We start from the raw sequence: 25,824 nt of genomic DNA on the forward strand, positions 1-25,824 counted from the left end.
CCGGACTGCCCCGCTAGGCTGACGAACGTGCTTCACCCGGCTCCGTGGCCCGACCACCTCACGCGGCTCGACCGCGCCCTCGTCATGGGCGTCCTCAACGTCACGCCGGACTCGTTCTCGGACGGTGGCGAGTGGTTCGCTCCCGAGGCCGCGATCGCGCACGGGGTTCTCCTCGCGTCCCAGGGGGCTGACCTCGTCGACGTCGGCGGCGAGTCGACCCGGCCGGGCGCCAGCCGTGTCCCTGAGGGCGACGAGCTCGCACGCGTCGTCCCGGTCGTCCGCGACCTCACGGCCCGCGGCATCCCCGTGAGCATCGACACGACGCGTGCGCGCGTCGCCGCGCACGCGATCGAGGCGGGGGCGGTGCTCGTCAACGACGTGTCGGGTGGCCTCGCCGAACCTGAGATCTACGACGTCGTCGCGCGGTCCGGGACGGCGTACGTCGCGATGCACTGGCGCGGGCACGCCGATGTCATGGACACGCTCGCCGAGTACGACGACGTCGTCACTGCGGTGCGTGACGAGCTCGGCGAGCGGCTCGCGGCGCTCGCCGCCGCGGGCGTCGCCCGCGAGCAGGTCATTCTTGACCCGGGCCTCGGGTTCGCGAAGCCCGGCGCGTCGAACTGGCCTCTTCTCGCAGCTCTTGACGAGCTGCTCGCGCTTGGACGTCCCGTGCTCGTGGGAGCGTCCCGCAAGCGCTTCCTCGGTACTCTGCTCGCAGGGCCGGACGGGCAGCCGGCGCCTCCGCTCGCCCGTGACGGTGCGACGGCCGCGATCTCGGCGCTCGCCGCCGCGGCTGGAGCCTGGTGCGTGCGGGTGCATGATGTGCCCGGCTCCGTCGACGCCGTCCGGGTGGCCCGCGCGTGGGACGGCGCACGCCGCACACGCACTCTTTCGTTCGAGGAGCACACGTGACTCAGTTGCCCGGGCCAGTTCTTGACGCGCACGGCCGCCAGCTCGATCAGGTGAGGCTCACGGGGCTCGCTGCCACGGGGTTTCACGGGGTCCTCGACCACGAGCGGGCGGAGGGCCAGACCTTCGTTGCTGACGTCACCGTGCACGTCGACACGCGCCGGGCCGCGGCCGCCGACGATCTCGCGCACACCCTCAACTACGCCGAGCTCGCGGCCGAGGTCGTCGAGATCCTTGAGGGTCCTGCGGTGCGGCTCGTCGAGACGCTCGCCGAGCAGATCGCGGCGGCGGCCCTCGACCACACGATCGTCGCGGCTGTCGACGTCGCGGTGCACAAGCCTTCCGCGCCCGTGGGCGTGGCGTTCGAGGACGTCGTCATCGCGATCCGCCGTGACCGGATCAAGCTCCCCTCGGCACGCTTCGACCCGGCCGCGGCGCCTGCGTCGTCGGTTGCGACGATCCCCGCGGCCGGGGCCGCAGTGGCCGGGGCCGCTGCGCCGGGCGCACCCGGGGTGGCTGCGCCGCCCGTGCCCGTCCCGCCGATCCCCGCACCGCCCGGGCTCGAGGACCCCGCGCACATAGTGGACGAGGGCCCCGCGCACGTCGTGGACGAGGGCGCCTTCGGCGCGGCCGAGGTCTCGCGGCACGATCCGTCGGACGACGGTCCCGCGACGGGTCTCCTCGAGCCCGTCCACGTGCCCGTGCCTGACCTCATGGACCGGGCCCCCGCGGGCGAGGCGCGCGTCGTCGTCGCGCTCGGCTCGAACATGGGGGACCCGCGCGAGATCCTCGAGCGCGCGATCCACGACCTAGCTGGCGCGCCCGGCATCGTCGTCGAACGCATCGCGCCTCTCGCGCGCACGGCAGCTGTTGGAGGCGTCGAGCAGCCGGACTTCCTCAACACCGTCCTGCTCGTCCGCACGACGCTGTCGCCGCGGGCTCTCCTCCGGGTTGCGCACGCGGTCGAGCAGGAGCACCAGCGCACGCGCGACGTGCGCTGGGGCCCTCGCACCCTCGACGTCGACCTCATCTCCTACGAGGGAGTCGTCGGCGTGACCGACGATCTCGAGCTTCCGCACCCGCGCGCGCACGAGCGCGCGTTCGTCCTGGCGCCGTGGGCGCAGATCGCGCCGGACGCGGTGCTGCCCGGCCTGGGCGGCGGCCCCGTCGCCGCGCTCGCTGCCACCGCGCCCGACCGTGACGGCGTGCGCTGGCTCCGTCTCGATTGGACGACTGACGACGGGGGCGCGCGGCAGTGACGTCCGGGGTGCGCGTGCGCTGGCTCGTCGTCATCGCGCTGGCTGTCATGGCCCTCGCGTGGGGCGGGCTGAGCCTCGCGGAGAAGAGCGGCGCGGTCGTCGGTCGCGTCGCGTGGCCGGTGACTGTGGCGCTCGTGCTCCTTGCGGGGCTCGTGCTGTGGACGGGGTGGGCGGTGCGCGCCTACACGCGCGGCACACGGCCCTCGCTCTCCGGCCTGCGGGCCGCGCGCACGCTCGTGCTCGCGCAGTCGGCTGCGCTCACCGGTGCGGCTCTCGCGGGCTGGTACGCGGGGCACGTGCTGCTCGTCGTGGGTGACCTCGATGTTGCTGCGATGCGTTCCAAGGCGCTCGCAGCGGGACTGGCGACGCTCGCGTCGATGATCGTCTCGGGTGCGGGTCTCGTCGTGGAGCGCTGGTGCCGGGTGCGTGGCCGCGGCGACGACCGCCACGACGACGGGTCCTCGTCGGGCTCGGCATCCGCGACCCCGGCCTGAGCGGGACGCGTGGCGGAAGAATCAGCGCAGTGGGTCGCGCCACTGCCGCGGCAGGTGCGTGCACGGTGCGAGACGGCGCTGTGGGCGCTCGGTGTCCCGCTCGTCGTGAGCGCCGTGGTCGCGCTGCTCTGGACGCGGTGGGCCTGGATCGCGGTCGGCGTGTGCGCGGCGTGGCTCGCGCTCGTCCTCGTGACGGCGCCGGCCCACGTGCGCGGGCTCGCGTGGGCTGTGAGCGAGGCCGCGTTCCTGGCGCGGTCCGGGTGGCTCGTCCGGACGGTGCGGAGCATCCCGTGGAGCCGCGTGCGCTCGGTCGAGCTCGCCGAGGGGATCATCGATGACCGGCTGGGGCTCGCGTCCCTCACGGTCAAGGTGCCCGGCAGCGCAACGCTCGTGCAGGGGCTCGCACCGGACGTTGCCCGCGCCCTGCGCGCGGACCTTCTGGAGCGGGCCCGGCCCCGAGCCAGCGAGCGTGGTGCGGAGGCGCCGGCCGACGCGATGACCTCGCCCGGGCTCGGGCTCGGGCTCGGGCCCGGGCTTGGGCCCGACGCCGCGGTCGTGCCCGACGCCGTGCCCGACGCTGTGCCCGACGCTGTGCCGGACGCAGTGCCCGCGGCCGTGCCCGCGGCCGTGCCCGCGGCCGTGCCCGACGCCGGCTCCGCCCACGATCCCGACGCCGCCGCCGACCTCGACCCGAACCTCCCGTGGTTCCGCGCGCATCCGCTGACGTTCGTCGCGGAATCGCTCTCGACGGTCCTCGCTCTCGTCGGCCTCGCCGCCTACGCCGCGCTGCGCGAGGCCGAGGACGCGTCGGGAGTCCTTGCGTGGCTCGGGCGGACCGCCTCGGACCCGCGCTGGGTGCTTGTCGTCGTCGGAGGCGTGGCCGCGCTGTGGGTGTGGTCGGAGGTCCGCCGCCGCAGGACCGCCTGGGCGATCGACGGCGACACGCTCCACCATCGCTATACGGGCCGCTCGCGCACGCACGCGACGGTGCGGCTCGACCGGATCGACGGCGTCGAGGTGTCGGCGTCGCTCGGCGCGCGCGCCCTCGGGCTCGCGCAGGTACGCGTGCTCGTGAGCGACGGCGATGAGCCGATGATCGTCGGGACGCAGCGCCGCGAGCAGGCCGACGCCCTGCGCGAACGCCTACTGGATCGCACCGCCGCACGCGTGACGCCCGACGCGGCGCGCGAGAGCGCGGACGACGCAGCGCCCCCGTCCGTCCCGTTGGGCACGGCCAGGCCGCGCCCCACGCGGGACCGTACGCTCCTCGCCCGCACCGACCAGCGCACGGTCCTCACCGCGTTCGTGCTGCGCGACCCCGTCGCGCCTGCTCTCGCGGCCGCGCTCGTCGTCCTCGTCGTCGCCCTGAGCGTCGACGGCGCCCGTGAGGGCCTCTTCTTCGCAGCGGGCGCGGTCGCGTTCGCGGGCAAGCGCATCTGGGGCGCGTTCGAAAAGGGGACCGGCCGCACGATCGAGCGCTCGGGCTCCGGCCTGCGCGTCGCGTCAGGCCTCGCGACGCGCACCGAGAAGACGGTGCGCGACGGCCGCGTCCACGCGGTACGGCTGAGTACGCGCCCCCAGTGGTGGGGCGGCGACCTGTGGACCGTCACCGTGCTCGTGGGCGCGGACGACGGTTCTGACGACGATGACGAGGACGACGACCTCGCCGGTGCCCTGCTGCCCGCGGGCGACGCGGCGACCGCCCTCGTCGTCGCGCAGGCCGCCATGCCCGCGCTCGCCCGCGTCGACCGGCGCCTTCTCGCGGACCTGTGGCCCGCACGGGCCGGCACCGTCGTGCCGGACGCCACGGTCGACGGCGCACCCGTGAGCGTCCTGCGGATGCCCGCGCGGGCGTGGTGGCTCGCGCCGTTGACGTGGCGAGTGCGGGCTGCGGCGCTCGCGGCCGACGGCCTGCTCGTGCGCACGGGACGGCTCGCGCCGCGCGTGACCTTCGTGGGTCTCGACCGCATCCAGGGTGTGGCGCTCGACCAGGGCCCGTTGCTGCGTCGCGCGGACGTCGTGAGGGTCGCGGTGCACCTTGTCGACGGGCCTGTCGCGGTCGACGTCGGGCCGCTCGAGCCCGCGGCGGCCGCGCACCTGGCCGCGACGCTCGCGGCAGCGGCGCGTCGGGACGTCAGGACGCCTGTCGTGTCCGTGGTTGGTGGGAGACTGGACGCATGACTGTGGAGTCCACCCCGTTCGACCTCCCCGACCTCACCTGGCAGGGCGTCTCACCGCGTCTCGTCCCCGCGCGCCAGATCGCGGTTGGGATCTTCTTCGTCCTCCCGCTCCTCGCGGGCATCGTGCTCGCGGTGCTGGTTCACCCGGCCTTCTGGGCCCTCGCCGGCGTGGTCGCTGTCGTGTGGCTGTGGATCGCGATCATCGTGGCCCGTCAGGTGCGCGCGATCGGGTACGTCGAGCGTGAGGACGACCTCCTCATTCGCAAGGGCGTGATGTTCCGCAACCTTGTCGTCGTGCCCTACGGCCGTATGCAGTACGTCGAAGAGACGCAGGGGCCGCTCGCACGGGCCTTTGGTATCAAGTCACTTCAGCTCCACACGGCGTCGGCGTCGACCGACGCCTCGATCGACGGTCTTGACCCGGTCGAGGCCGCGCGCCTGCGTGATCGCCTCGCATCACGCGGCGAGGCGCGGCTGGCCGGGCTGTGAGCGCGCGCCCCGACCCGTCGGCCCCCGTCGTCGAGGCCGAGACCGGTCTTGCGTGGCGGCGCATGCACCCCGTGACCCCGGTCGTGCGCGGCTGGACGGTCATCGTCGTCATGCTCTTCATCGTCGTGCAGAACTCCCTCGACGACCTCGACGACCTCGGTGAGGCCGCCGATCTCGCGCGCGGCGTGGGACTGCTGTGGATCGTCGGCGGTCTCGCCGCCATCATCGCCGTCGTCGTCGTGTACTGCTGGGTCGCGTGGCGCATGACCCGCTATGCGATCGGTGCGAACGCGGTCCACCTGCGCAAGGGGATCCTCTTCCGGCAGCAGAAGCAGGCGCGTCTCGACCGTCTCCAGGCCGTCGACATCGTCCAGCCGCTCCTCGCGCGCGTCTTCTCCCTCGCCGAGCTCAAGCTCGAGGTCGCGGGCGGTGCGGGCTCAGGTGTGGCGATCGGCTTCCTGCGCCGGTCTGACGCTGATGCGCTGCGGGCTGACCTCCTGGCCCGCGCTGCGGGCGTCGAGGTCACCGAGGGTGAGGCGGCGCCCGTCGCACCCGAGCGCGTCCTGTTCGAGGTGCCGTTCGCGACGACGCTGGGCTCGGTCCTGCGCTCGTTCCTCACGCCCGTGCTCGTCCTCGTCGTCGCCGGGATCGTCGTGGCCTCGATCGTCACGACGTCTGCGGCGCCGCTCGTGTCGTTCTTCCCCATGCTCTTCGGCTTCGGCAGCTATCTCTTCCAGCGGCTCGTCACCGAGGCCAACTTCGTCGGCGCGGTCTCACCCGACGGCATCCGGTCGCGCTCAGGCCTGCTCGAGACGCGCGCGCAGACGATCCCTCCGGGCAGGGTCCAGGCCATCCGCATGCGCCAGCCGCTCCTGTGGCGGCGCAAGGACTGGTGGCGCGTCGACGTCACTGTCGCCGGCTACACCATGGGCGCCGACACCAAGGAGGTCTCGACGCTCCTGCTGCCCGTCGGCCCACGCTCGACGGCCTTCGACGCCCTGTGGCTCGTGCTCCCCGACCTTGGCGTCGAGGACCCGCTCGCGCTGCTCGCTGCAGGTCTCGACGGCTCCGGGAGCGACGGTGGCTTCACGACGAGCCCGCGCTCGGCGCGCTGGCTCGACCCCCTCACGTGGCGTCGCAACGGGTACGCGGTCGCGGGGCGCGCGCTCGTCGTGAGGCGCGGACGCCTGACGCGCAGCCTCACGCTCGTCCCGCACGAGCGCACCCAGTCCCTCGGGCTTCAGCAGGGCCCCTGGCAGCGGCGTCTGGGCCTCGCGAGCGTCGCGCTCCACGTGACGCACGGGCCCGTGCAGGCTGTCGTCCAGCACCTCGCCTCGTCCGAGGCTGCGCGCCTGCTTGATGAGCAGGACACGCGGGCACGGGCCGCTCGTCGCGCCGAGGGCCCCGAGCAGTGGATGCGTCGCGTCGCCCCCGAGCTCGTGGACGCGCTGCCCGAGCCCGAGGCCGGCCATGCTCCGGGTGAGAGCGAGCCACCCGCGTGAGTCTCGCCCGCGCGGGACGGCTCGCGGTCGGGGTCGTCGGGGCGGGTCGTGTGGGCGCCGTCCTCGGCGCGGCGCTGCGCGCGCTCGAGCACGACGTCGTCGCGGTCTCCGCGGTGTCCGAGGCCTCGCTCGAGCGTGCAGCGACGCTCCTGCCGGGCGTACCTGTGCGCGAGGTTCCCGACGTCGTGCGCTCGGCGCAGCTCGTGCTGCTCGCCGTGCCCGACGACGCCCTGGGCGGCCTCGTCGAGGGCCTCGCGGCGCTCGGCGTGTGGCAGCCCGGCCAGCTCGTCATCCACACCTCGGGCCGCTACGGCACGCAGATCCTCGCTCCCGCCGCCGCGGCCGGAGCGATCACGCTCGCGATCCACCCCGCGATGACCTTCACGGGGACCTCGCTCGACCTCGCGCGTCTCGAGGGCACGGCGTTCGCCGTGACGAGCAGCCCGATGGTCGAGGCCATCGGTCAGGCGATCGTCATGGAGCTCGGCGGTGACCCCGTCGTCCTTCCCGACGAGCGTCGCTCGCTCTACCACGCAGCGCTCGCGCACTCCTCGAACCATCTCGTCGTCCTCGTCTCCCAGGCCGCGCAGGCACTCGGGGCGGCGGGGGTTGAGCAGCCGGGTGCGGTTCTCGGCCCGCTCCTGCGCGCGGCGCTCGACGGCGCGCTTCGCGCCTCCGACGTCGCCGACTCCTCGCGACCCCCGTCGGCCGCGGACCCGGGGGCCATGACCGCGCTGACCGGTCCCGTCGTCCGGGGTGACGTCGGGACGGTGCGCGAGCACCTCGAGGTGCTCGCGGGCCTCGCCGCCGAGGAGGACGCGCTCGACGTCCTCGAGTCCTACCGGACCCTCGCGCGCGCTGCCGCGGCCCGCTCCGTGAGGACCGGACGTCTCGCACCCGCGCCCGCCCGCGAGATCATGGACGTGCTTGCACCCGACCGCTCGGAGGAATCATGACCGGACCGATCATCGCGCGGACGCGCGACGAGCTCGACGCCGCCCTGTGGTCGCCCGAGGAGCTCGCGGGCGTCGACCTCGACGCGTACGACGACGGTGACGAGGAGGCGCCGCGCCGCGCCGTCGTCATGACGATGGGGGCGCTCCACGACGGCCACCTCGCGCTCGTGCGTGCGGCCCGTGCCGCTGTCGGGCCCCAGGGGCAGGTCGTCGTGACCGACTTCGTCAACCCCCTGCAGTTCGGCCCGGGCGAGGACTACGAGCGTTACCCGCGTGACCTCGACGCTGACCTCGCCGCTCTTGCGCGCGGCAAGGCGCGCGTCGACGTCGTCTTTGCTCCGTCGGCTGACGAGATGTACCCGTCGGACCCCATCGTGCGCGTCACCGCGGGGACGATCGGCACCGTCCTCGAGGGCGCTGTGCGCCCGGGGCACTTCGACGGCGTCCTCACGGTCGTCCTCAAGCTGCTCAACCTCGTCGCCCCTGACATCGCGGTGTTCGGCGAGAAGGATGCGCAGCAGCTCCTCGCGATCCGCCGCATGGTGAGCGACCTCGAGCTTCCCGTCGAGATCCTCGGTGTGCCGATCGTCCGCGAGCCCGACGGCCTCGCGCTGTCGTCGCGCAACTCCTACCTCTCGCGCGCCGAGCACGCCCAGGCGCTCGCCCTCTCGCGGGCGCTGCAGGCCGGCGTCGGGGCTGGGGACCGCGGCGCGGACGCCGTGCGCGCCGCAGCCGCGGCGGTGCTCGAGGCCGCGGGGGTCGTCCCCGACTACCTCGTCTGCGTCGACCCGACTACCGTGGAGGACGTGCCCGCGTCCTACGCGGGCAGTGCGCTGCTCCTTGTCGCGGCGCGCCTCGGCTCCACCAGACTCATCGACAACATGGCCGTCACCGTCACCCAGCCGAGCGCGGGCGACGCCCAGGCCTGAGGATCCCTCATGAACACGACACCCCCCGCGTCGCTTCAGCGTCCCATGATGATCGCGAAGATCCACCGGGCCACGGTCACGCAGGCGGACCTCCACTACGTCGGCTCGATCACAGTCGACGCCGACCTCATGCGAGCCGCGGATCTCGTTGCCGGCCAGAAGGTCGACGTCGTCGACGTGACGAACGGGTCGCGCCTGTCGACGTACATCATCCCGGGAGAGGCCGGCTCGGGGCAGATCTGCATCAACGGCGCCGCCGCACACCTCGTGCACCCCGGTGACACCGTCATCCTCATCGCGTACGGCCTCATGAGCGACGCCGACGCCCGGACGTTCATGCCGCACGTCGTCTTCGTCGACGCGAGCAACGCGATCGTCGACATCAACGAGGAGCCCGGGCTCGTGCCCGAGGGCTACGGGCTCGAGGCTTCAGGCCTGCCCATCGCCGGGTTCCAGGGGCAGGCGGGGCCGCAGGACGCGGTGGACCTCGCGTGAGCCTCGTCGACCCCGGGGTCGCGAGCGCCGCAGCGAGCGCAACCGTGGGTGTGACTCGTCCCGTCCTGGCCCGCCGGCTCACGGCTCCCGAGCCGGGCTGGACGGTTCACGCGGACGTCGTCGTCGTCGGCTCGGGGATCGCTGGACTCACGGCCGCGCTCGAGCTGCGCTCGCGGCTTGGCGCGTCAGGCCGGGTCTTGCTGGTCACCAAGGGGGAGTTGTCGTCGGGCTCAACCGTGTGGGCGCAGGGCGGTATTGCGGCGGCGCTCGCGCCGACCGACTCCCCGGACGCTCACCTCGCTGACACGCTCGTGGCAGGTGTGGGTGTGTGCGACCGCGCCGCCGTCGAGGTCCTCGTGACCGAGGGCCCCGAGCGTGTGCGAGAGCTCGTGGCGCGCGGCGCGCACTTCGACCGCGCTCCGGGCGGCGACATCGCGCTGACGCGTGAGGGCGGCCATCATGCGGACCGCATCGCGCACGCGGGCGGTGACGCGACCGGGGCCGAGATCTCGCGCGCTCTCATCGCGCAGCTCGACGCGGTGCGCAACGACCCGGGCATCGAGGTCGTCGAGCACGCGCTCGTGCTCGACCTCCTGCAGGGCGAGCCGACGACGGATGATGAGGGGCGCGAGGTGCCCGGCGCGGTGGCAGGCGTCACGCTCCATGTCATCGGCGAGGGGCGTCGTGACGGTGTGGGCGCGGTTCTCGCACCCGCCGTCATCCTCGCCACGGGCGGCATCGGTCAGGTCTACCGCTCCTCGACGAACCCCGCGCAGGCCACGGGTGACGGTGACGCGCTCGCGCTGCGTGCGGGAGCGACGCTCGGTGACGTCGAGTTCGTCCAGTTCCACCCGACCGTGCTGTGGGCCGGCTCGGGCGTGCGGGGCCAGCTGACTCTCGTCTCCGAGGCCGTGCGGGGTGAGGGAGCGCTGCTCGTCGACATCGACGGTGTGCGCTTCATGCCCGACGTCCACCCGATGGCAGAGCTCGCGCCGCGTGACGTCGTCGCTCACGCGATCGTCGAACGCCTCCACGCAACCGAGGCCAACCACGTCTTTCTCGACGCCCGTCACCTCGGCGCGGACTTCCTGCGTGAGCGGTTTCCGACGATCACCGAGCGGCTCCTCGAGCACGGAATCGACTGGACGACCGACCTCGTGCCTGTCGCGCCCGCGCAGCACTACCACTCGGGCGGGGTCGTCACCGACCTCGACGGACGCTCGACCGTGCCCGGCCTGTACGCGGCGGGCGAGGTCGCGTGCACGGGAGTGCACGGGGCCAACCGGCTCGCCTCGAACTCGCTCCTCGAGGGCCTGGTCTTCGCGCATCGTGCAGCGGTCGATGTCGCGGCGCGTCTGGCGTCGGGTGAGCTCGCGCGTGTCGAGCCCGTCGCGACCGACGGTCCGACGGCCCTCGTCCCTGCTGCGATGCGCTCGCGCGTGCAGCGCGCGGCGGCGACGGGGCCGGGGGTCCTGCGCTCGAGGGAGGGCTTGCTCGCATCTCTCGAGCGCCTTGCCGCCGTCCCGACGAACGGCGGGCCGCGGCCCGCGGGCGTCGTCGACGCACACCCGCAGGTGGGGGAGTGGGAGACGACGAACCTCCACCAGCTGGCGACCGTCCTCGCCGTGTCGGCGCTCGAACGTGAGGAGTCGCGCGGCGGACATGCCCGGACGGACTTCCCCGAGCGGGACGACGCGTGGCTGCTGCGTATCGACATCAGACTGACGCGGCAGGGATCCCTCGAGATCCTCCACGTGCCCCACACCTCGGCCCTGCACTGATGCACCGGCCCGCCGATACGATCGCTCGATGAGCCCCTCGGCACGCCCTCGACGTCAGCGTCGTCGGCGTGCCGTGCGTGTTCTCGCGCTTCTTCTCGTTCTCGCGCCTGCGGGTGTCGTCTATGTCGCCCTCGACATCTGGGAGCCGACACTCCCGTGGGCGACGACGCCCCTGCCGGGTTCTGGCTCGGGGACGACGTCGACGGCCTCGACCCCGCCCGCACCGTCTGCGCCCGCGAGCACTCCGCCCGCGAGCACCCCGCCGGCGAGCACTCCGCCCGCGGGGCCCGAGTCCGCAGGGCGTCACGACCGCGCGGACGAGGTCGGGGAGCCGCATCGCGGGTACGACGTCGACAGTTCCTCGTCGGTCACCGTCGTCGTCAACAAGCGTCGCCCGCTCGACCCGCTCGACTACACGCCGGACGGGCTGGCTGCGGTGGGCGGCACGTCCGTGATGATGCGGACCGACGCGGCCACGGCCCTGCGCGCGATGCGTGCGGCCGCACAACGTGACGGTCATCCCATCGGCGTGCACTCGGCCATGCGCACCTACGACGAGCAGGCCCGGACGTTCGAGGGCTGGGTCGCTGAGCTTGGCGAGGTCGAGGCCGAGCGGTCGTCGGCACGCGCAGGACATTCGGAGCACCAGACGGGGCTCGCCCTCGACGTCGTCGCGCTCGGTGATGCGTGCGGTGTCATGACGTGCTTTGGCGAGACCGAGGCGTCGCAGTGGCTCACGGAGCACGCCCACGAGTACGGCTACATCGTGCGGTTCACCGCCTCGCATGAGAAGTGGACGGGCTACCAGCCAGAGCCGTGGCACCTGAGGTACGTCGGCCGTGAGGTCGCCGAGGCGATCCGTGAGGCGGGTGGTCCGTCGCTCGAGGAGTTCTTCGGGCTCCCCCCGGCCGCGACCTACGCGGACTGACCCGTCGATCCCGTCCAGCGCGGACCGCGCGGTGCCGCCCGTGCGGTAGCGTTCGGGCGTGACTTCCGCGCCCACCCCCGCATCGCCCGCCGCCGCAGCCCCGAACCAGCCCGCCTACCCCGCGGACCCGACGCTCCCGGGTGATTCCGGGCCTGGCCGCGCATGGATCGCGGCGACCGTCGCGATGGCGCTCGAGGAAGATCTCGGGACCGAGAACCGCCGTGACGTGACGACGCAGGCGACGATCGACCCGGCGGTGCGCGGCACGGCCGATCTGGTCGCGCGCGAGGACGGAACGGTTGCTGGCCTCGGTGCGGTTCGCGAGACGCTCACGCAGGTGTGCGAGCTCTTCGACCTCGCCCCCGTGCGGATTGAGCACCACGTTGTCGACGGTGCGCGCGTGCGCGCGGGTGACGTGCTAGTGCGGCTCGCTGGCCCGGTTCAGGCGCTGCTCATCGCCGAGCGCACGATGCTCAACATCGCCTCGCGCGCCTCGGGCGTCGCGACGGCTGCGCGCGCGTGGTCGGACGTGCTCGACCAGGTGATCCGCCCGGATGGTTCGCGCGCTCGCGTGCTTGACACCCGCAAGACGACGCCGGGCCTGCGTGCGCTCGACAAGTACGCGGTGCGGTGCGGCGGCGGCACGAACAAGCGCATGGGCCTGTACGACGTCGCGATGGTCAAGGACAACCACATCGTGGCGGCCGGCTCGGTGGCCGCGGCCGTCGCGCGCGTGCGCGAGCGCTTCCCCGACGTCGCGATCCAGGTGGAGGCGGACACGCAGGTCCAGGCGATCGAGGCCGTCGAGGCGGGTGCGGACTTCCTGCTGCTCGACAACATGGACGACGACGCACTGCGCGCGACCGTCGACGCGGTGCGCGCCCTCGAGGTGGACCGGGGCCGCGTCGAGCTCGAGGCCACGGGCAACCTCACGCTCGAGCGTGCGGCAGACGTCGCAGCGACGGGCGTCGACTACATGTCTGTTGGTGCCCTCACGCACTCGTCGCCGATCCTCGACCTCGCGCTCGACCTGCTCGCCTGACGCGCCGCGCCGCGCGGGTGCGCCCGCTCGTTCTCCGAGCGGTGGGCGCGGGGGAGGTGCGGCCGCGGGGTCGGTAGAATCAGGCTCGTGACTGCCTCCGACGCCGCGCGTGCTGACGCGCCTACGATCCAGGACCCTTCGGCCGCTCTGGCGGACGACACCCCCGAGCAGATCCGGGTCCGCAAGGACAAGCGCGCGCGCCTGCTCGACTCGGGCCAGGAGGCGTACCCCGTCGCCGTTCCAGTGACGACGACGATCGCCGCGGTCCGCGCGCAGTACGGTCACCTCGAGGTGGGCGAGGAGACCGACGACGTCGTCGGCGTCGCCGGCCGCGTCGTCTTCCTGCGCAATACGGGCAAGCTCTGCTTCGTGACGATCCAGGACGGCGCGGGCGAGCGCCTCCAGGCGATGCTCTCGCTCGCGGTCGTCGGCGAGGAGCGGCTCGCGGCGTTCAAGGCCGACGTCGACCTCGGTGACCACCTCTTCGTCAGCGGGCGCATGGGCTCCTCGCGCCGCGGCGAGCTGTCGGTCTTCGCCGACTCGTGGCAGATCGCCGCCAAGTCGCTGCGCCCTCTGCCCAACCTGTATCAGCGTGAGGACGGCTCGAGCGCCGAGCTCTCGGAAGAGGCCCGCGTCCGCCAGCGCTACGTCGACCTCATCACGCGCCCGGCGGCCCGTGACATGGTCCGGACGCGTGCGGCCGTCGTGCGCTCGCTGCGCGAGAACTTCCACGCGCGCGACTACATCGAGATCGAGACACCCATGCTTCAGACGATCCACGGCGGCGCCGCGGCTCGTCCCTTCGCCACGCACATGAACGCGTTCGACATGGAGCTCTTCATGCGCATCGCGCCCGAGCTCTTCCTCAAGCGGGCGGTCGTCGGTGGCATCGAGAAGGTCTTCGAGATCAACCGGAACTTCCGCAACGAGGGCGCGGACTCGACGCACTCGCCCGAGTTCACGATGATCGAGGCGTACGAGGCCTATGGCGACTACAACTCGATGGCGGAGCTCACGCGGAACCTCGTCCAGGAGGCTGCTCTCGCCGTGCGGGGCACGACGCTCGTCACGCTCGCGGACGGCTCCGAGTACGACCTCGGCGGTGAGTGGGCTGAGATCACGATGTACGACTCGCTCTCAGAGAAGCTCGGCGAGGAGATCACCGCCGACACGAGCGTCGAGCACCTCCTCGCGCTCGTCGAGCGCTTCGACCTCAAGGTCGACCCGAAGAAGCAGAACCATGGCAAGCTCGTCGAAGAGCTCTGGGAGCACCACGTGGGTGACCACCTCGTCGCCCCGACGTTCGTGCGCGACTTCCCGGTCGAGACGAGCCCGCTCACGCGTGGTCACCGCTCCAAGCCGGGGCTCGTCGAGAAGTGGGACCTCTACGTCCGGGGCTTCGAGCTCGCCACCGCGTACTCCGAGCTCGTTGACCCCGTCGTGCAGCGCGAGCGCTTCGAGGCGCAGGCGCTCCTCGCGGCCGCAGGCGACGACGAGGCGATGGTGCTCGACGAGGACTTCCTCACGGCGATGGAGTTCGCCATGCCGCCGAGCGGTGGCATGGGCATGGGCCTCGACCGCCTGCTCATGGCGATCACGGGCTACGGCATCCGCGAGACGATCACGTTCCCGCTCGTCAAGCCTCTGTGACACGTTCGGTGCCTGCGCCCCGCGACGGGGGCGCAGGCACCGAGCAGTGCGGGCACTGACCGACGACGAAGGGTCCGGCACCTCACGGTGCCGGACCCTTCGTCGTGGGGCAGTGGCGATCAGGCCACGGCGGACTTGCGCTTGTTGAGGATGTCGAAGGCGACGGCCGCGAGGAGCACGAGGCCCTTGACGGTCTGCTGCCACTCGGCGGGGACGTTCATGATCGACAGACCCATGTTGAGCACGCCCATGATGAGCGCACCGATGATGGCGCCAGAGACCTTGCCGATACCGCCTGTGACGGCCGTTCCACCGATGAAGGCAGCGGCGATCGCGTCGAGCTCGAAGTTCACACCTGCGGAGGCGACTGCGGCGCCAGCACGTGAGGTCGTGACGACGCCCGCGATGCCGGCAAGGATGCCCATGTTGACGAAGATCATGAAGTTGACGCGCTTGGTGTTGACACCCGAGAGCACGGCAGCGTGCAGGTTGCCACCGATCGCGTAGATGTGACGACCGAAGACCGTGCGGCCCATGACGAACGTGTAGGCGAGGACGAGCGCACCGACGATGATGAGGACCATCGGCGTTCCGGTGCTCTCGGGGTTCGCGACGACGTTCGTGGCGAGCTTGTAGGTGACGAAGCCGATGAGCGTCGAGATGACGACCGTCTTGACGATCCACGCGACCATGGGTTCGTTGTTCAGGCCCTCGCGCCGCAGCGTGGCACGCTTGCGCAGGCCCGCAACGATGAGGCCGACGATGGCGACGATGCCGATGAGGAGGGTGAGCAGGTCGAAGGGGCCGGTGAAGCCGAGCCACGCGGGGATGTAGCCGCCTGCGACGTCGTTGAAGCCCTGGGGGAACCCAGAGATCGTCGTGCCGGCGATGACGATTGCGAGACCGCGGAAGATGAGCATGCCGGCCAGGGTGACGATGAACGCCGGGATGCCGATGTAGGCGATCCAGAAGCCCTGCCACACGCCGACGAGCGCACCGACACCGATGGCGATGACGACGACGAGTGGCCAGGGCAGGCCCTGGTTGATCATGAGCCACCCGGTGACGCCACCGACGAACGCGACCACCGAACCGACCGAGAGGTCGATGTGGCCCGCGACGATGACCATGACCATGCCGATGGTGAGGATGAAGACGTAGGCGTTCTGCGTGATGAGGCTTGCCATCGCCGACGACTCGAGGATCTTGCCGTCGGTGAGGACCTGAAACACGATGACAATGATGATGAGGGCCGCCATCATGCCGTAATCCCGCACATTGCGGCTGAGGTACTGCGTCAGCGCGTTCACGCGTCCGCCCCTTCCTTTTCCTTGGTCATGAGGCGCATGAGCGTCTCCTGGTCGGCCTCAGCGCGATCCACCTCACCGGTGATGCGGCCTTGGCTCATGGCATAGATGCGATCGCACGTTCCGAGGAGCTCGGGGAGCTCGGAGGAGATGATGAGGATCGCCTTGCCCTCTGCGGCGAGGGCATTGATGATCTGGTAGATCTCGAACTTGGCCCCGACGTCGATCCCGCGGGTGGGCTCGTCGAGAATGAGGACGTCCGGGTCGGTGAAGATCCACTTCGCGAGGACGACCTTTTGCTGGTTGCCGCCCGAGAGCTTGCCCGTGAGGGCGTCGACGGTCGGCGTCTTGATGTTGAGGTCGGTGCGGTACTTCTCTGCGACCGTGACCTCGCGCCCGCCGTCGACGACGCCCCAGCGAGAGAGCTTGCCGAGGGCGGAGGCGGCGATGTTGCGCTTGATGTCCTCGATGAGATTGAGGCCGTAACGCTTGCGGTCCTCGCTCACGTAGGCGAGGCCGCTACGGATCGCTGACTGGACCGAGCGGAGCTCGGTCGCCTTGCCGTTGATGAGGACGCGGCCCGTGTGGTTGCGCCCGTAGGCACGGCCGAAGACGCTCATCGCGAGCTCGGTGCGTCCCGCGCCCATGAGGCCTGCGAGCCCGACGATCTCGCCTGCGCGCACCGTGAGGTTGGCGTGGTCGACGACGAGGCGATCGTGGATGATCGGGTGCTCGACGGTCCAGTCCTCGAGGCGCAAAACCTCGTCGCCGGGGTGGGACTCGTGCGGGGGGTAGCGCTGGTCGAGCGAGCGCCCGACCATGCCGCGGATGATCCGGTCCTCGGTGACGGGCTCGGCTCCGGCCATGTCGAGGGTCTCGATCGTCTGGCCGTCGCGGATGACGGTCGTCGAGTCGGCGATCGCGGTGATCTCGCCGAGCTTGTGGCTGATGATGATCGAGGTGATGCCCTGGCCCTGGAGCGACCGCATGAGGTCGAGGAGGTGGGCAGAGTCCTCGTCGTTGAGCGCCGCGGTGGGCTCGTCGAGGATGAGGAGCTTGACCTGCTTGGACAGTGCCTTGGCGATCTCGACGAGCTGTTGCTTGCCGACGCCGATGTCACGCACGAGGGTGTCGGGGTGCTCGGAGAGTCCGACGCGGGCGAGCAGGAGGGCGGCCTCGCGGTTGGTGCGGGTCCAGTCGATGACGCCGCCCTTCTGGCGCTCGTTGCCGAGGAAGATGTTCTCTGCGAGCGAGAGGTGGGGGCTCAGCGCGAGCTCTTGGTGAATGATGACGATGCCGCGCTCCTCGGAGTCGCGGATGTTCTTGAACTCGCACGGCTCGTCCTCGAAGCGGATCTCGCCGTCGTAGCTCCCGTGGGGGTAGACCCCGGAGAGCACCTTCATGAGCGTCGACTTGCCGGCGCCGTTCTCACCGCAGATCGCGTGGACCTCGCCACGGCGAACCTCGAGGGTGACGTTCTCGAGCGCCTTGACACCGGGGAAGGTCTTCGTGATGCCGCGCATTTCGAGGATCGTGCTGTGCGTTGCCAGGTCTTCCATCTCTCGTCCTCGTCGTCGTACTCGTGGGGGTGAACCGACGCGGCGCCGGGGCTGAGCCCCGGCGCCGCGAGCGATCACAGGCCGAGGTCAGAGCCCTTGTAGAAGCCCGAGTCGACGAGCGCCGACTGGACGGTGTCCTTCGTGACGACCTGCGGGGGGAGCAGGAAGGACGGGACGACCTTCTTGCCGTTGTTGTAGGTCTCCGTGTCGTTGACCTCAACGGTCTCGCCCTTGACGATCTGGTCGACCATCTTGGCGACCTGGTCGCCGAGGGTGCGGGTGTCCTTCCACACGGTCATCGACTGCTTGTCGGCGAGCATGTTGATGACGTTGGCCTTGTCAGCGTCCTGGCCGGTGACGATCGGCCAGTCAGAGCCCGGCTTGTAGCCCTTGGTCTCGAGGGCGCGCTCGATGCCGAGTGCGAGCGAGTCGTTGGGCGACAGCACGACGTCAACCTTCTTGTCGCCGTAGTGCGCGTTGAGGCGGTTGTCCATCTCGGCCTGGGCCTTGGCGGACTCCCAGCCGAGGATGCCGATCGACTGCCATTCGTCGTTCGTCTTGGGTGCCTTGCCGGACGGGACGACGAGCTTGCCCTCCGTCACGTAGGGGAGCAGGACGTCCCACGCGCCGGAGAAGAAGAACTTGGCGTTGTTGTCGTCGGGCGAACCGGCGAAGGGCTCGAGGTTGAAGGGGCCAGCCTCGGTGTCGAGTCCCAGCTTCTCCTTGACGAACTCGCCCTGGAGCTGGCCGACCTTGTAGTTGTCGAACGTCGCGTAGTAGTCGACCGCTTCGGTTCCGTTGATGAGCCGGTCGTAGGCGATGACCTTGATGCCCTTGGCTGCTGCTGACTCGAGGGCGTTGCCGAGGGCCTCGCCGTCGATCGATGCAACGACGAGCACCTTGGCGCCCTGGTTGACCATCGTCTCGATCTGGGAGATCTGCTGGTCGACCTTGTTGTCGGCGTACTGGAGTGACGTCTCGTAGCCGGCCTTCTTGAGAAGGTCGTCGAGGTGCTTGCCGTCGTTGTTCCAGCGCTCGAGGGAGCGGGTCGGCATGACAATGCCGATGAGGCCGCCGGCCGTGGGTCCGGCCTTGCTCGTCTCGCCGCCGGCACCGGGCGTGGGGGTCTCTGGGGCACGCTCGGAGGAGCATGCTGCGAGGCCGAGGGTGAGGCTCGCGGCGGCCGCAAGGGCGACGAGCTTGGTGGTCCTGGACATCGTGGTGTGGTCCCTTCGTCGGGTGTTCACGTTTTCAGGTGAGCCAGAGGGCTCGGTGATACGGGGTGCTGCGTTGCACTGCTGTGCCTCGGCGATGAGGCGGTCGGGGTCCGCGACTGTGCGGACGTTGTCCGTGTCACATGTTGCTGCGTTCAACCCTTGAACGCAAGCGTCTGTGGTTTGTTGTGCCACTGAACATATCGAGATCGGCGAGGTTCCAACAGTCCCGCCGAGGTAACGATCCGGTATCGACCAGGCTGACGTGCCCCGAACGTCGTCGATGCGCACATGAGCACGGGTGATTGCGTCCCTCATGACTTCGAACGATGGAGGCATCGGTGTGTCGTCTACGCCTCGCGCACGGCCGCTCGGGCCACGAGGCGAGGGTCGTACGATGGACGGGTGGACACCATCCTCAACGCCATCGGCGCACTCGTTCCCTCGGTCGGCGTCGGCGCGCTCTTCTGGCTGTGCATGCGCGCAATCCTCCGTGCCGACCGGAGCGAGCGCGAGGCTCTCGCCCATTTCGAGGCCGAGCAGGACGGCGTTGCCATTCCCGCTCATAACGCTGCTTCGCGCGAGCGCTGATTCCCCCGGCGCAGCGTTGCTGCCCCCCGTGTCTCACGGACCGGCCGTGAAGAACTCGCCGGAATACGTGGCTATACCGTGATCTCCACAGCCGTCAAGAATCTTTTGACGACACTGCGTCCGCGTGAACATAATGAGGCAACCCATCACACGATGCAGCAACGGGAGACGGAAATGGCACAGAGGACAGTGGTGATTCTCGAAGACGACATCGACGGCGGCGAGGCCACCGAGACCGTCACCTTCGGGCTTGATGGAGTCACGTACGAGATCGACCTCAATGACAAGAATGCAGCCGATCTGCGTGCTGCACTCGCCCCCTGGGTGGGGCACGGGCGTCGCGTCGCCCGCGCAGGCCGCGCAACCCCGGCGGTGCGTGGTTCGCGCCGTCGTGGGTCGAGCGATGCCACCGTCATGCGTGAGTGGGCGCGCGCCCAGGGCATGACGGTGAGCGACCGCGGTCGGATCTCCGCGGAGATCCGCGCCGCCTACGAGGCGGCTCACTGATCTGAGCTCAGGCTGGCTCGTCACGCGGACGGGACCACGCGAGCGGGGCCCGACGACCTTGGTCGTCGGGCCCCGCTCGCGTCGCGGGACCATCGATCCCTGGGCCACAGCCCGCGCCTCACCTGTCAGGGGGCCGCGAGCGAGCACGCCCCCCGGGGCGCCTCAGGCGCGGTCGAGCACGTGCGTACGTGCCTCGGCGTAACGGGCCCGCACGAGCGTCGTCGCGGCGCGCCCGGCTTCTGAGGTGTCTGCGGGCCGGATCTCACCCGCGTCAGCGAGCTCGCTCCACGCGGGTGGCTGCTCCCCGCCGACGAGCGCCCACGCGGCCTGGCGTGCGGCGCCGTCGGCCACATATTCGCCTGCGGGAGGAACGACGACGTCGATTCCCAGGACGACAGGAGCGATCTGGCGAACGGCAGGGGACTTGGCGCCGCCGCCGACAAGAATCGCACGACGCGGCGTAGTCCCGTGCCGGACGATTTCGTCAAGGCCGTCGGCCAAGGCGCAGAGCATGCCTTCAATAAACGCGCGCGCCATGTGTGCGGGTGTCGCATTAGCAAGCGTCATGCCGTGGAGCGAGGCGCTTGCGTCGGGCAGGTTGGGGGTGCGTTCGCCCTCGAGATAGGGAACGAGCACGAGACCGTCCGCGCCTGCGGGAGCGGAGAGCGCGAGCTCAGCGAGACGGTCGTAATCCACGCCCAGAACACGACACGCCGCATCAAGAATGCGTGAGCTGTTGAGCGTGCACACGAGCGGCAGGAAGTGACCCGTGGCGTCGGCAAATCCTGCGACGAGGCCCGAGGCGTCAGCCGTCGGAACCGTCGCGACAGCTGCGACGACGCCCGAGGTCCCGAGCGAGACGGAGACGTCGCCCTCGCCGAGCCCGAGACCGAGCGCGGCACCCGCATTGTCGCCCGCACCGACACCGACGACGGCGCCGCGCGTGAGGTCGCAGTTCGTCGTGCCCGCGCGTTCCGCGGGGCCAAGGACCCGCGGCAGCACGACATCGTCGCGGCCGAGCGCGAGTGCGAGCAGGTCGCGGCGGTACTCGCCCGTCCGAGGCGACCAGTAGCTCGTGCCCGAGACGTCGGAGCGGTCCGTCGTGAGCTCCTCGAGGGAGGGGGCGCCGCGCAGGCGCCACGTGAGCCAGTCGTGCGGGAGGCACACGGCCGCGACGCGTGCGGCGTTCTCAGGCTCGACCCGTGCGAGCCAGCGCAGCTTGGTCGCCGTGAACGACGCGACGGGAACGGACCCCACGGCGTCGGCCCAGGCCTGCGCGCCACGGGCGACGTCGCCGTCACCGAGCTCGGCGATGAGATCGGCTGCGTCGGGGGCCGAGGACGTGTCGTTCCACAGCATCGCGTCGCGGATGACCTGACCCTGGGCGTCGAGCACGACCATGCCGTGCTGCTGGCCGCCGACCGAGATCGCGGCGACGTCGTCGAGGCCGCCGGCGTCAGCTGCGGCAGCGACGAGCGCGTCCCACCACGCCTGCGGGTCGACGGTCGTGCCGTCGGGGTGCGAGGCGCGGCCCTCGCGCACGAGCGCGCCGGTTGCGGCGTCGCGAATGACGATCTTGCAGGACTGCGTGGACGAGTCCACACCGGCGACGAGAGGCATGTGCGATCCAATGCTGCGAAGGGGTGGGGGAGCGGACGCGGGAGTGCGGCGCCCGGGGAGGGCGCCTGCGCGGCCGGGGTGGGAGAGCCGCCTCAATGTGGCGGAGGGCGGCCCTCCCGAGGGAGGGCCGCCCGGCTGCGCCGGCCGTGTCGAGCCCGGAAGGGGCCGGCAGGCGAGCATGCGTGCCGGGGCTGACGGAGAAGCCCCGGCACGAGTGTGTCAGCGCGCGCCGATGGCGTGCTCGAGCGCGAGCTGGTTGAGGCGGACGAAGCCGAAGCCGCGGGCCGCGACCTCGTCGACGTCGAGCTCCTCGTACACCGAGGTGTCGGCGAGGAACGCGTCGAGGGTCTCGCCCTCGGCGAGGGTCGGCTGCGAGAGCTCGAGCACACCGGCGGCCTCGAGGGCCTCCTGGACCTCGGGGTCGGCACGGAAGGCGAGTGCGCGCTCCTTGAGCAGGAGGTAGGTGCGCATGTTGGCCTCGGCCGAGTCCCACACGCCCGTGAAGTCCTCGGTGCGCGAGGGCTTGTAGTCGAAGTGGACGGGGCCGTCGTAGCGGGGGCCGCCACCCGGGAAGCCGTTGACGAGGAGGTCGACGGTCGCGAAGGCGCTGAAGAGGTCGCCGTGGCCGAAGACGAGGTCCTGGTCGTACTTGATCGAGCGCTGGCCGTTGAGGTCGATGTGGAAGAGCTTGTCTGCCCACAGCGCCTGGGCGAGGCCCGTCGTGTAGTTGAGGCCTGCCATCTGCTCGTGGCCGGTCTCGGGGTTGAGGCCGACGATGTCGCCGTTCTCAAGCTTCTCGATGAGTGCGAGCGCGTGCCCGACGGTCGGCAGAAGGATGTCGCCGCGGGGCTCGTTCGGCTTGGGCTCGAGAGCGATGCGCAGGCCGTAGCCCTTGGACTTGATGTAGGCAGCGACCGTGTCGATGCCCTCGGCGTAGCGGTCGTGCGCGGCGTAGAGGTCCTTGGCGGAGTCGTACTCGGCGCCCTCGCGGCCGCCCCACATGACGAAGGTGTCGGCGCCGAGCTCGGCGGCGAGGTCGACGTTGCGCAGGACCTTGCGCAGGCCGTAGCGGCGCACGCGGCGGTCGTTGGAGGTGAACGCGCCGTCCTTGAAGATGGGGTGCGAGAAGGTGTTGGTGGTGACCATCTCGACGGTGATGCCGGTCTCGTCGAGCGCCTTCTTGAAGCGCGCGAGGATGCGGTCGCGCTCGGCGGCGTCGGAGCCGAAGGGGACGACGTCGTCGTCGTGGAAGGTCACGTGGGCCGCGCCGAGCTCGGCGAGGCGGTGGACGGACTCGACCGGGTCGAGCCAGGGGCGGCTTGCGGAGCCGAACTGGTCCTGGGCGTTCCAGCCGACGGTCCACAGACCGAACGAGAACTTGTCAGCGGGGGTGGGCTTGAGCGACATGGGGTCTCCTCGTCGAGATTTGTATTGTGGATGAACTTATCGCCGTCCGGCGGTATGGTCAACCCATGTCGACGAGCACATCGAGGCCGCCTGGCGCTCAGGCCGCCTCCGGCCGCGCCCACGGGCGCGGCACAGGCCGCGGCACCGCGGCGCGCCAAGGAAGCCTGCGCGCCCACAACCTCTCGCTCGTCCTCGGCTGTGTCCTCGATGCGGACGGCCCGGTCTCACGAGCCGACCTCGCGGTGACCACCGGACTCACCCGCGCAACCGTGTCCGCGCTCGTCGACTCGCTCGTCGCATGGCGCGTCCTCGCCGAGGGAGAACCCGTGCAGACCGGCTCGGCCGGTCGCCCCGCAGTGCCTCTCACCCCCGCACGCGGCACGCTCGCGGGCCTCGGGCTCGAGGTCAACGTCGACTACCTCGGCGTGCGCGCGGTCGATCTGGCCGGCGAGATCCTCGCCGACCTCGTCGTCCCGGGAGACCACCACAGCTCCGACCCTGCCACCGTGCTCGCGGAGCTCGCCGCCCACGCACGCGACGTCGTCGCAGACCTCGAGTCCCGCGGCGTCGACGTCGTCGGCACGAGCCTCGCCCTGCCCGGCCTCGTCGACCCCGCCGCCGACAGGCTCCGCCTCGCACCTAACCTTGGCTGGGCCGACGTCGACCTCGCGGCGCTGCGCGACGTCGCCCCCTTCGACCGGCTCGGCGTCACCGTGACGAACGAGGCCAACGTCGCGGCGGTTGCGGAGTGGCGGGCCCGCAGTCGACGCGAACCCAGCTTCCTCTACGTCTCCGGTGAGGTCGGGATCGGTAGCGCGCTCGTGCACGACCACGCCGTCTTCGGCGGCGTACGCGGGTGGGCGGGCGAGCTCGGCCACACAACCGTCGAGCCCAGCGGGCCCGCGTGCGTGTGCGGTTCCCGCGGCTGCCTCGAGGCCTACGCGGGCAAGGACTCGCTCATGGTCGCGGCCGGCCTCGACCGGCTCGGGCCCATCAGCGACCTGTGCGCACAGGCCGACGCAGGCGACCCGGCCGCGCTCGCCGCACTGGAACGCGGTGGTTGGGCCCTCGGCGTCGCCCTCGCGACCTTCGTCAACCTCACCGATGTCGCGCACATCGTGCTCGGAGGCGTCTACGGACCCCTCACGCCGTACCTCCACGTGCACGTGACCGAGCAGCTCGAGGCCCGGGTCCTCACCGCGCCGCGTCCCGACCTCGTCGTCGAGTCCTCGGTCGTCGGCGCTGAGGCGGCGATGACGGGCGGGGCCGTCGAGGTGCTGCGCGGACTCATCGCCAACCCCGCCGCGCTCCTCGCTCCCTGAGCCGCCCATGCCCGCCGGCGCTCGTCCTGCCATGATCGGGTGAGCATCCCGGCGGCCGTGGCCGCCCGACCGGAAGGACCCCCGTGGACCCCGTGCGCCTGTGGCTCGGAACGTACCCGACCAGCGACGACGCCCCCGAGCAGCCCTCGGGTGTGCGACGCGTCGACCTTCTTCCCGACGGCACGCTCGTCGACCGCGGCAATGCCGCCGAGCTCCCGCACGCGTCGTGGGTCGAGCTCCACCCGTCGGGCCGCACCCTGTGGGCGACGAGCGAGACCACCCAGGGCATCGTCGTCGCGTACGACGTCGACGGCGACGCACTCACCGAGGTGGCGCGGCTGAGCGCGGGCGGCGACTACCCGTGCCACCTCGCGATCGTTGCGGGCCCGCACGACGGATCACTCCTTGTGTCGAACTACGGCACGGGCACGCTCACGGTCATCCCGCTCGACGTCGACGGACGCCCGACGGGTGACGGCGTCACGCACGTCCACCTCGGCTCCGGGCCCAACGCCGACCGCCAGGAGGCGGCTCACGTGCACTCGGCGTGGGAGCTGCCCGGCGGCGAGTACGCGTGGGTTGCTGACCTGGGGACCGACGGGCTGCGCCGCTACTCGCTGCGTCTCGAGGGCTCCGAAAGCGTCGTCCGGGTCGAGGCCGACGGCATCGCGGCGCACGCAGCGCCCGGCTCGGGCCCGCGCCACGTCGCGTTCCACCCCGAGGGGGTCGCGTTCGTCGCGGGCGAGCTCGACTCGACCGTCACCGCGTACCTCGTCGACGGCTCGGCCGCGGGGGTCGCGGTCGGCTCGTGGCCCGCGTGCACGACGCCCCCGTCAGACAAGGGCACCTTCCCCGCGCACATCTCGCTCTCACCCGACGGCACGCGCCTGTACCTGGGGGTGCGCGGGCCGGACGTCATCGCGACGTTCGCAGTCGAACGTGACGCGGAGGGCCGGCCGTGCGTGCTGCGACACCTTGCCGACACGCAGCTCGGGGCGACCTGGCCGCGGCATCACGCGCTCATCGCGGCGGCGTCGCGCAGCGTGGACGGCGATCTCGTGCTCGTCGCGTCGCAGGGCGGCGCCTGCCTCGAGGCGCTGCGCATCGCGGCCGACGGTACGGGCAAGATCGTCGGGCGACTCGACCTGCCCGTGCGGCCGTCGTGCGTGGTCGAGGCCTGAGCCTCGACGCCGACGCGGTCGGAGCTAGGCGATACCTGCGCGGCCCAGCTCGATCGTCACGACCTCGGTGAGCAGCGGGACGCACTTGCCGCACGAGCCACCTGCGCGTGTGCAGCGCTGGATCTCGTCGAGAGACGAGCAGCCTGCCTCGTGGATGAGCCCGCGCAGCTCACCGGCGGTGACGTTCGTGCAGTGGCAGACGATGTAGTCGTCGGGCAGGGTCGCGGCGTCCACGACGGGCGCTTCGGCGTCGACGGCCATCGGCTCCTCGGCGAGCTTCGCGCGCAGAGCCTCGAGCGGGTTCGGTGTCGTCTCACCAGAAGCGGTCATGGGACAACTCTGGCGGATTAAACACGGGATCATCTAGGACTTCCGGCCCCTGTCGGAGTGAGCGGCGTCTCGCCTGCCGGGCTCCCGGGGGCGTGCCGACTGGCAGATACTGAGGGCATGGCATCCGACGAGCTTCGCAGCGTGCCCCCGCACGCGATCCCCGGTGAGG

At 71.3% G+C, this 25,824-nt stretch carries 23 protein-coding genes; 17 read left to right on the forward strand and 6 right to left on the reverse strand.

Annotation, left to right across the window (positions count from 1 at the left end):
• Window positions 1-84 precede the first annotated feature (84 nt).
• From folP to lysS, 13 genes are all read left to right on the forward strand, one after another.
• A complete protein-coding gene (gene folP / locus ACTVCO_RS04765; protein WP_443727901.1) occupies window positions 85-915 on the forward strand; it encodes a dihydropteroate synthase in 831 nt (276 codons plus the stop codon).
• Window positions 912-2,171, forward strand: a complete 1,260-nt coding sequence (gene folK, locus ACTVCO_RS04770; protein WP_443727270.1) for a 2-amino-4-hydroxy-6-hydroxymethyldihydropteridine diphosphokinase — start codon at window positions 912-914, stop codon at window positions 2,169-2,171. The genes folP and folK overlap by 4 nt, the downstream gene beginning before the upstream one ends.
• Window positions 2,168-2,665 (forward strand): DUF3180 domain-containing protein, encoded by a 498-nt coding sequence (locus tag ACTVCO_RS04775; protein WP_443727271.1) that lies wholly within the window; start codon window positions 2,168-2,170, stop codon window positions 2,663-2,665. The genes folK and ACTVCO_RS04775 overlap by 4 nt, the downstream gene beginning before the upstream one ends.
• 9 nt (window positions 2,666-2,674) lie before the next feature.
• On the forward strand, window positions 2,675-4,846 hold the full coding sequence (locus tag ACTVCO_RS04780) for a PH domain-containing protein (RefSeq protein ID WP_443727272.1): 2,172 nt from the start codon (window positions 2,675-2,677) through the stop codon (window positions 4,844-4,846).
• Window positions 4,843-5,334 (forward strand): PH domain-containing protein, encoded by a 492-nt coding sequence (locus tag ACTVCO_RS04785; RefSeq protein WP_443727273.1) that lies wholly within the window; start codon window positions 4,843-4,845, stop codon window positions 5,332-5,334. Before ACTVCO_RS04780 ends, ACTVCO_RS04785 begins: the two co-directional genes overlap by 4 nt.
• Complete coding sequence (locus ACTVCO_RS04790) at window positions 5,331-6,836, forward strand: PH domain-containing protein (protein WP_443727274.1); 1,506 nt, start codon at window positions 5,331-5,333, stop codon at window positions 6,834-6,836. The genes ACTVCO_RS04785 and ACTVCO_RS04790 overlap by 4 nt, the downstream gene beginning before the upstream one ends.
• On the forward strand, window positions 6,833-7,792 hold the full coding sequence (locus tag ACTVCO_RS04795; protein ID WP_443727275.1) for a Rossmann-like and DUF2520 domain-containing protein: 960 nt from the start codon (window positions 6,833-6,835) through the stop codon (window positions 7,790-7,792). The genes ACTVCO_RS04790 and ACTVCO_RS04795 overlap by 4 nt, the downstream gene beginning before the upstream one ends.
• The gene (gene panC / locus ACTVCO_RS04800; protein ID WP_443727276.1) at window positions 7,789-8,721 is read left to right on the forward strand and encodes a pantoate--beta-alanine ligase; all 933 of its coding nucleotides are present in this window, start codon (window positions 7,789-7,791) and stop codon (window positions 8,719-8,721) included. The genes ACTVCO_RS04795 and panC overlap by 4 nt, the downstream gene beginning before the upstream one ends.
• 9 nt (window positions 8,722-8,730) lie before the next feature.
• Window positions 8,731-9,216, forward strand: coding sequence for an aspartate 1-decarboxylase (gene panD, locus ACTVCO_RS04805; protein WP_443727277.1), 486 nt, complete (start codon window positions 8,731-8,733; stop codon window positions 9,214-9,216).
• 50 nt (window positions 9,217-9,266) lie between these two features.
• Window positions 9,267-10,997 (forward strand): L-aspartate oxidase, encoded by a 1,731-nt coding sequence (locus ACTVCO_RS04810; protein WP_443727902.1) that lies wholly within the window; start codon window positions 9,267-9,269, stop codon window positions 10,995-10,997.
• A 28-nt stretch (window positions 10,998-11,025) separates the two neighbouring features.
• Entirely contained in the window at window positions 11,026-11,925 is a 900-nt protein-coding gene (locus ACTVCO_RS04815) for a D-alanyl-D-alanine carboxypeptidase family protein (RefSeq protein ID WP_443727278.1), read from the forward strand.
• 58 nt (window positions 11,926-11,983) lie between these two features.
• Window positions 11,984-12,967 (forward strand): carboxylating nicotinate-nucleotide diphosphorylase, encoded by a 984-nt coding sequence (gene nadC, locus ACTVCO_RS04820; RefSeq protein ID WP_443727279.1) that lies wholly within the window; start codon window positions 11,984-11,986, stop codon window positions 12,965-12,967.
• 87 nt (window positions 12,968-13,054) lie between these two features.
• Entirely contained in the window at window positions 13,055-14,617 is a 1,563-nt protein-coding gene (gene lysS, locus ACTVCO_RS04825; protein WP_443727280.1) for a lysine--tRNA ligase, read from the forward strand.
• Between the two features lie 119 nt (window positions 14,618-14,736).
• Here the strand turns inward: lysS and mmsB are convergent, their stop codons facing one another.
• From mmsB to chvE, 3 genes are all read right to left on the reverse strand, one after another.
• Window positions 14,737-15,927, reverse strand: a complete 1,191-nt coding sequence (gene mmsB / locus ACTVCO_RS04830; RefSeq protein WP_443727281.1) for a multiple monosaccharide ABC transporter permease — start codon at window positions 15,925-15,927, stop codon at window positions 14,737-14,739.
• Entirely contained in the window at window positions 15,924-17,483 is a 1,560-nt protein-coding gene (gene mmsA, locus ACTVCO_RS04835; protein ID WP_443727282.1) for a multiple monosaccharide ABC transporter ATP-binding protein, read from the reverse strand. Before mmsA ends, mmsB begins: the two co-directional genes overlap by 4 nt.
• 74 nt (window positions 17,484-17,557) lie before the next feature.
• Window positions 17,558-18,700, reverse strand: coding sequence for a multiple monosaccharide ABC transporter substrate-binding protein (gene chvE / locus ACTVCO_RS04840; protein WP_443727283.1), 1,143 nt, complete (start codon window positions 18,698-18,700; stop codon window positions 17,558-17,560).
• Between the two features lie 402 nt (window positions 18,701-19,102).
• Here chvE and ACTVCO_RS04845 point away from each other — a divergent pair, with 402 nt between their 5' ends.
• Together ACTVCO_RS04845 and ACTVCO_RS04850 are read left to right on the forward strand one after the other, a co-directional pair.
• A complete protein-coding gene (locus ACTVCO_RS04845) occupies window positions 19,103-19,288 on the forward strand; it encodes a hypothetical protein (RefSeq protein WP_443727284.1) in 186 nt (61 codons plus the stop codon).
• A 174-nt stretch (window positions 19,289-19,462) separates the two neighbouring features.
• On the forward strand, window positions 19,463-19,795 hold the full coding sequence (locus ACTVCO_RS04850; protein ID WP_443727285.1) for a histone-like nucleoid-structuring protein Lsr2: 333 nt from the start codon (window positions 19,463-19,465) through the stop codon (window positions 19,793-19,795).
• 162 nt (window positions 19,796-19,957) lie between these two features.
• Here the strand turns inward: ACTVCO_RS04850 and xylB are convergent, their stop codons facing one another.
• Both xylB and xylA read right to left on the reverse strand, forming a co-directional pair.
• Window positions 19,958-21,415, reverse strand: coding sequence for a xylulokinase (gene xylB, locus ACTVCO_RS04855; protein WP_443727286.1), 1,458 nt, complete (start codon window positions 21,413-21,415; stop codon window positions 19,958-19,960).
• A 219-nt stretch (window positions 21,416-21,634) separates the two neighbouring features.
• Window positions 21,635-22,822 (reverse strand): xylose isomerase, encoded by a 1,188-nt coding sequence (xylA, locus tag ACTVCO_RS04860; RefSeq protein ID WP_443727287.1) that lies wholly within the window; start codon window positions 22,820-22,822, stop codon window positions 21,635-21,637.
• A gap of 65 nt (window positions 22,823-22,887) precedes the next feature.
• Here xylA and ACTVCO_RS04865 point away from each other — a divergent pair, with 65 nt between their 5' ends.
• Window positions 22,888-24,144: an ROK family protein gene (locus ACTVCO_RS04865; protein ID WP_443727288.1), complete on the forward strand. Its 1,257-nt coding sequence runs from the start codon at window positions 22,888-22,890 to the stop codon at window positions 24,142-24,144.
• An 83-nt stretch (window positions 24,145-24,227) separates the two neighbouring features.
• A complete protein-coding gene (locus ACTVCO_RS04870) occupies window positions 24,228-25,325 on the forward strand; it encodes a lactonase family protein (RefSeq protein ID WP_443727289.1) in 1,098 nt (365 codons plus the stop codon).
• Window positions 25,326-25,349: 24 nt separating this feature from the next.
• On the opposite strand, the gene ACTVCO_RS04875 is transcribed toward ACTVCO_RS04870, so the two are convergent.
• Window positions 25,350-25,655 (reverse strand): (2Fe-2S)-binding protein, encoded by a 306-nt coding sequence (locus ACTVCO_RS04875; protein ID WP_443727290.1) that lies wholly within the window; start codon window positions 25,653-25,655, stop codon window positions 25,350-25,352.
• Window positions 25,656-25,824: the final 169 nt, after the last annotated feature.

It is taken from the genome of Sanguibacter sp. A247, assembly GCF_052324925.1.
In the GTDB taxonomy this organism is placed as follows: Bacteria; Actinomycetota; Actinomycetes; order Actinomycetales; family Cellulomonadaceae; genus Flavimobilis.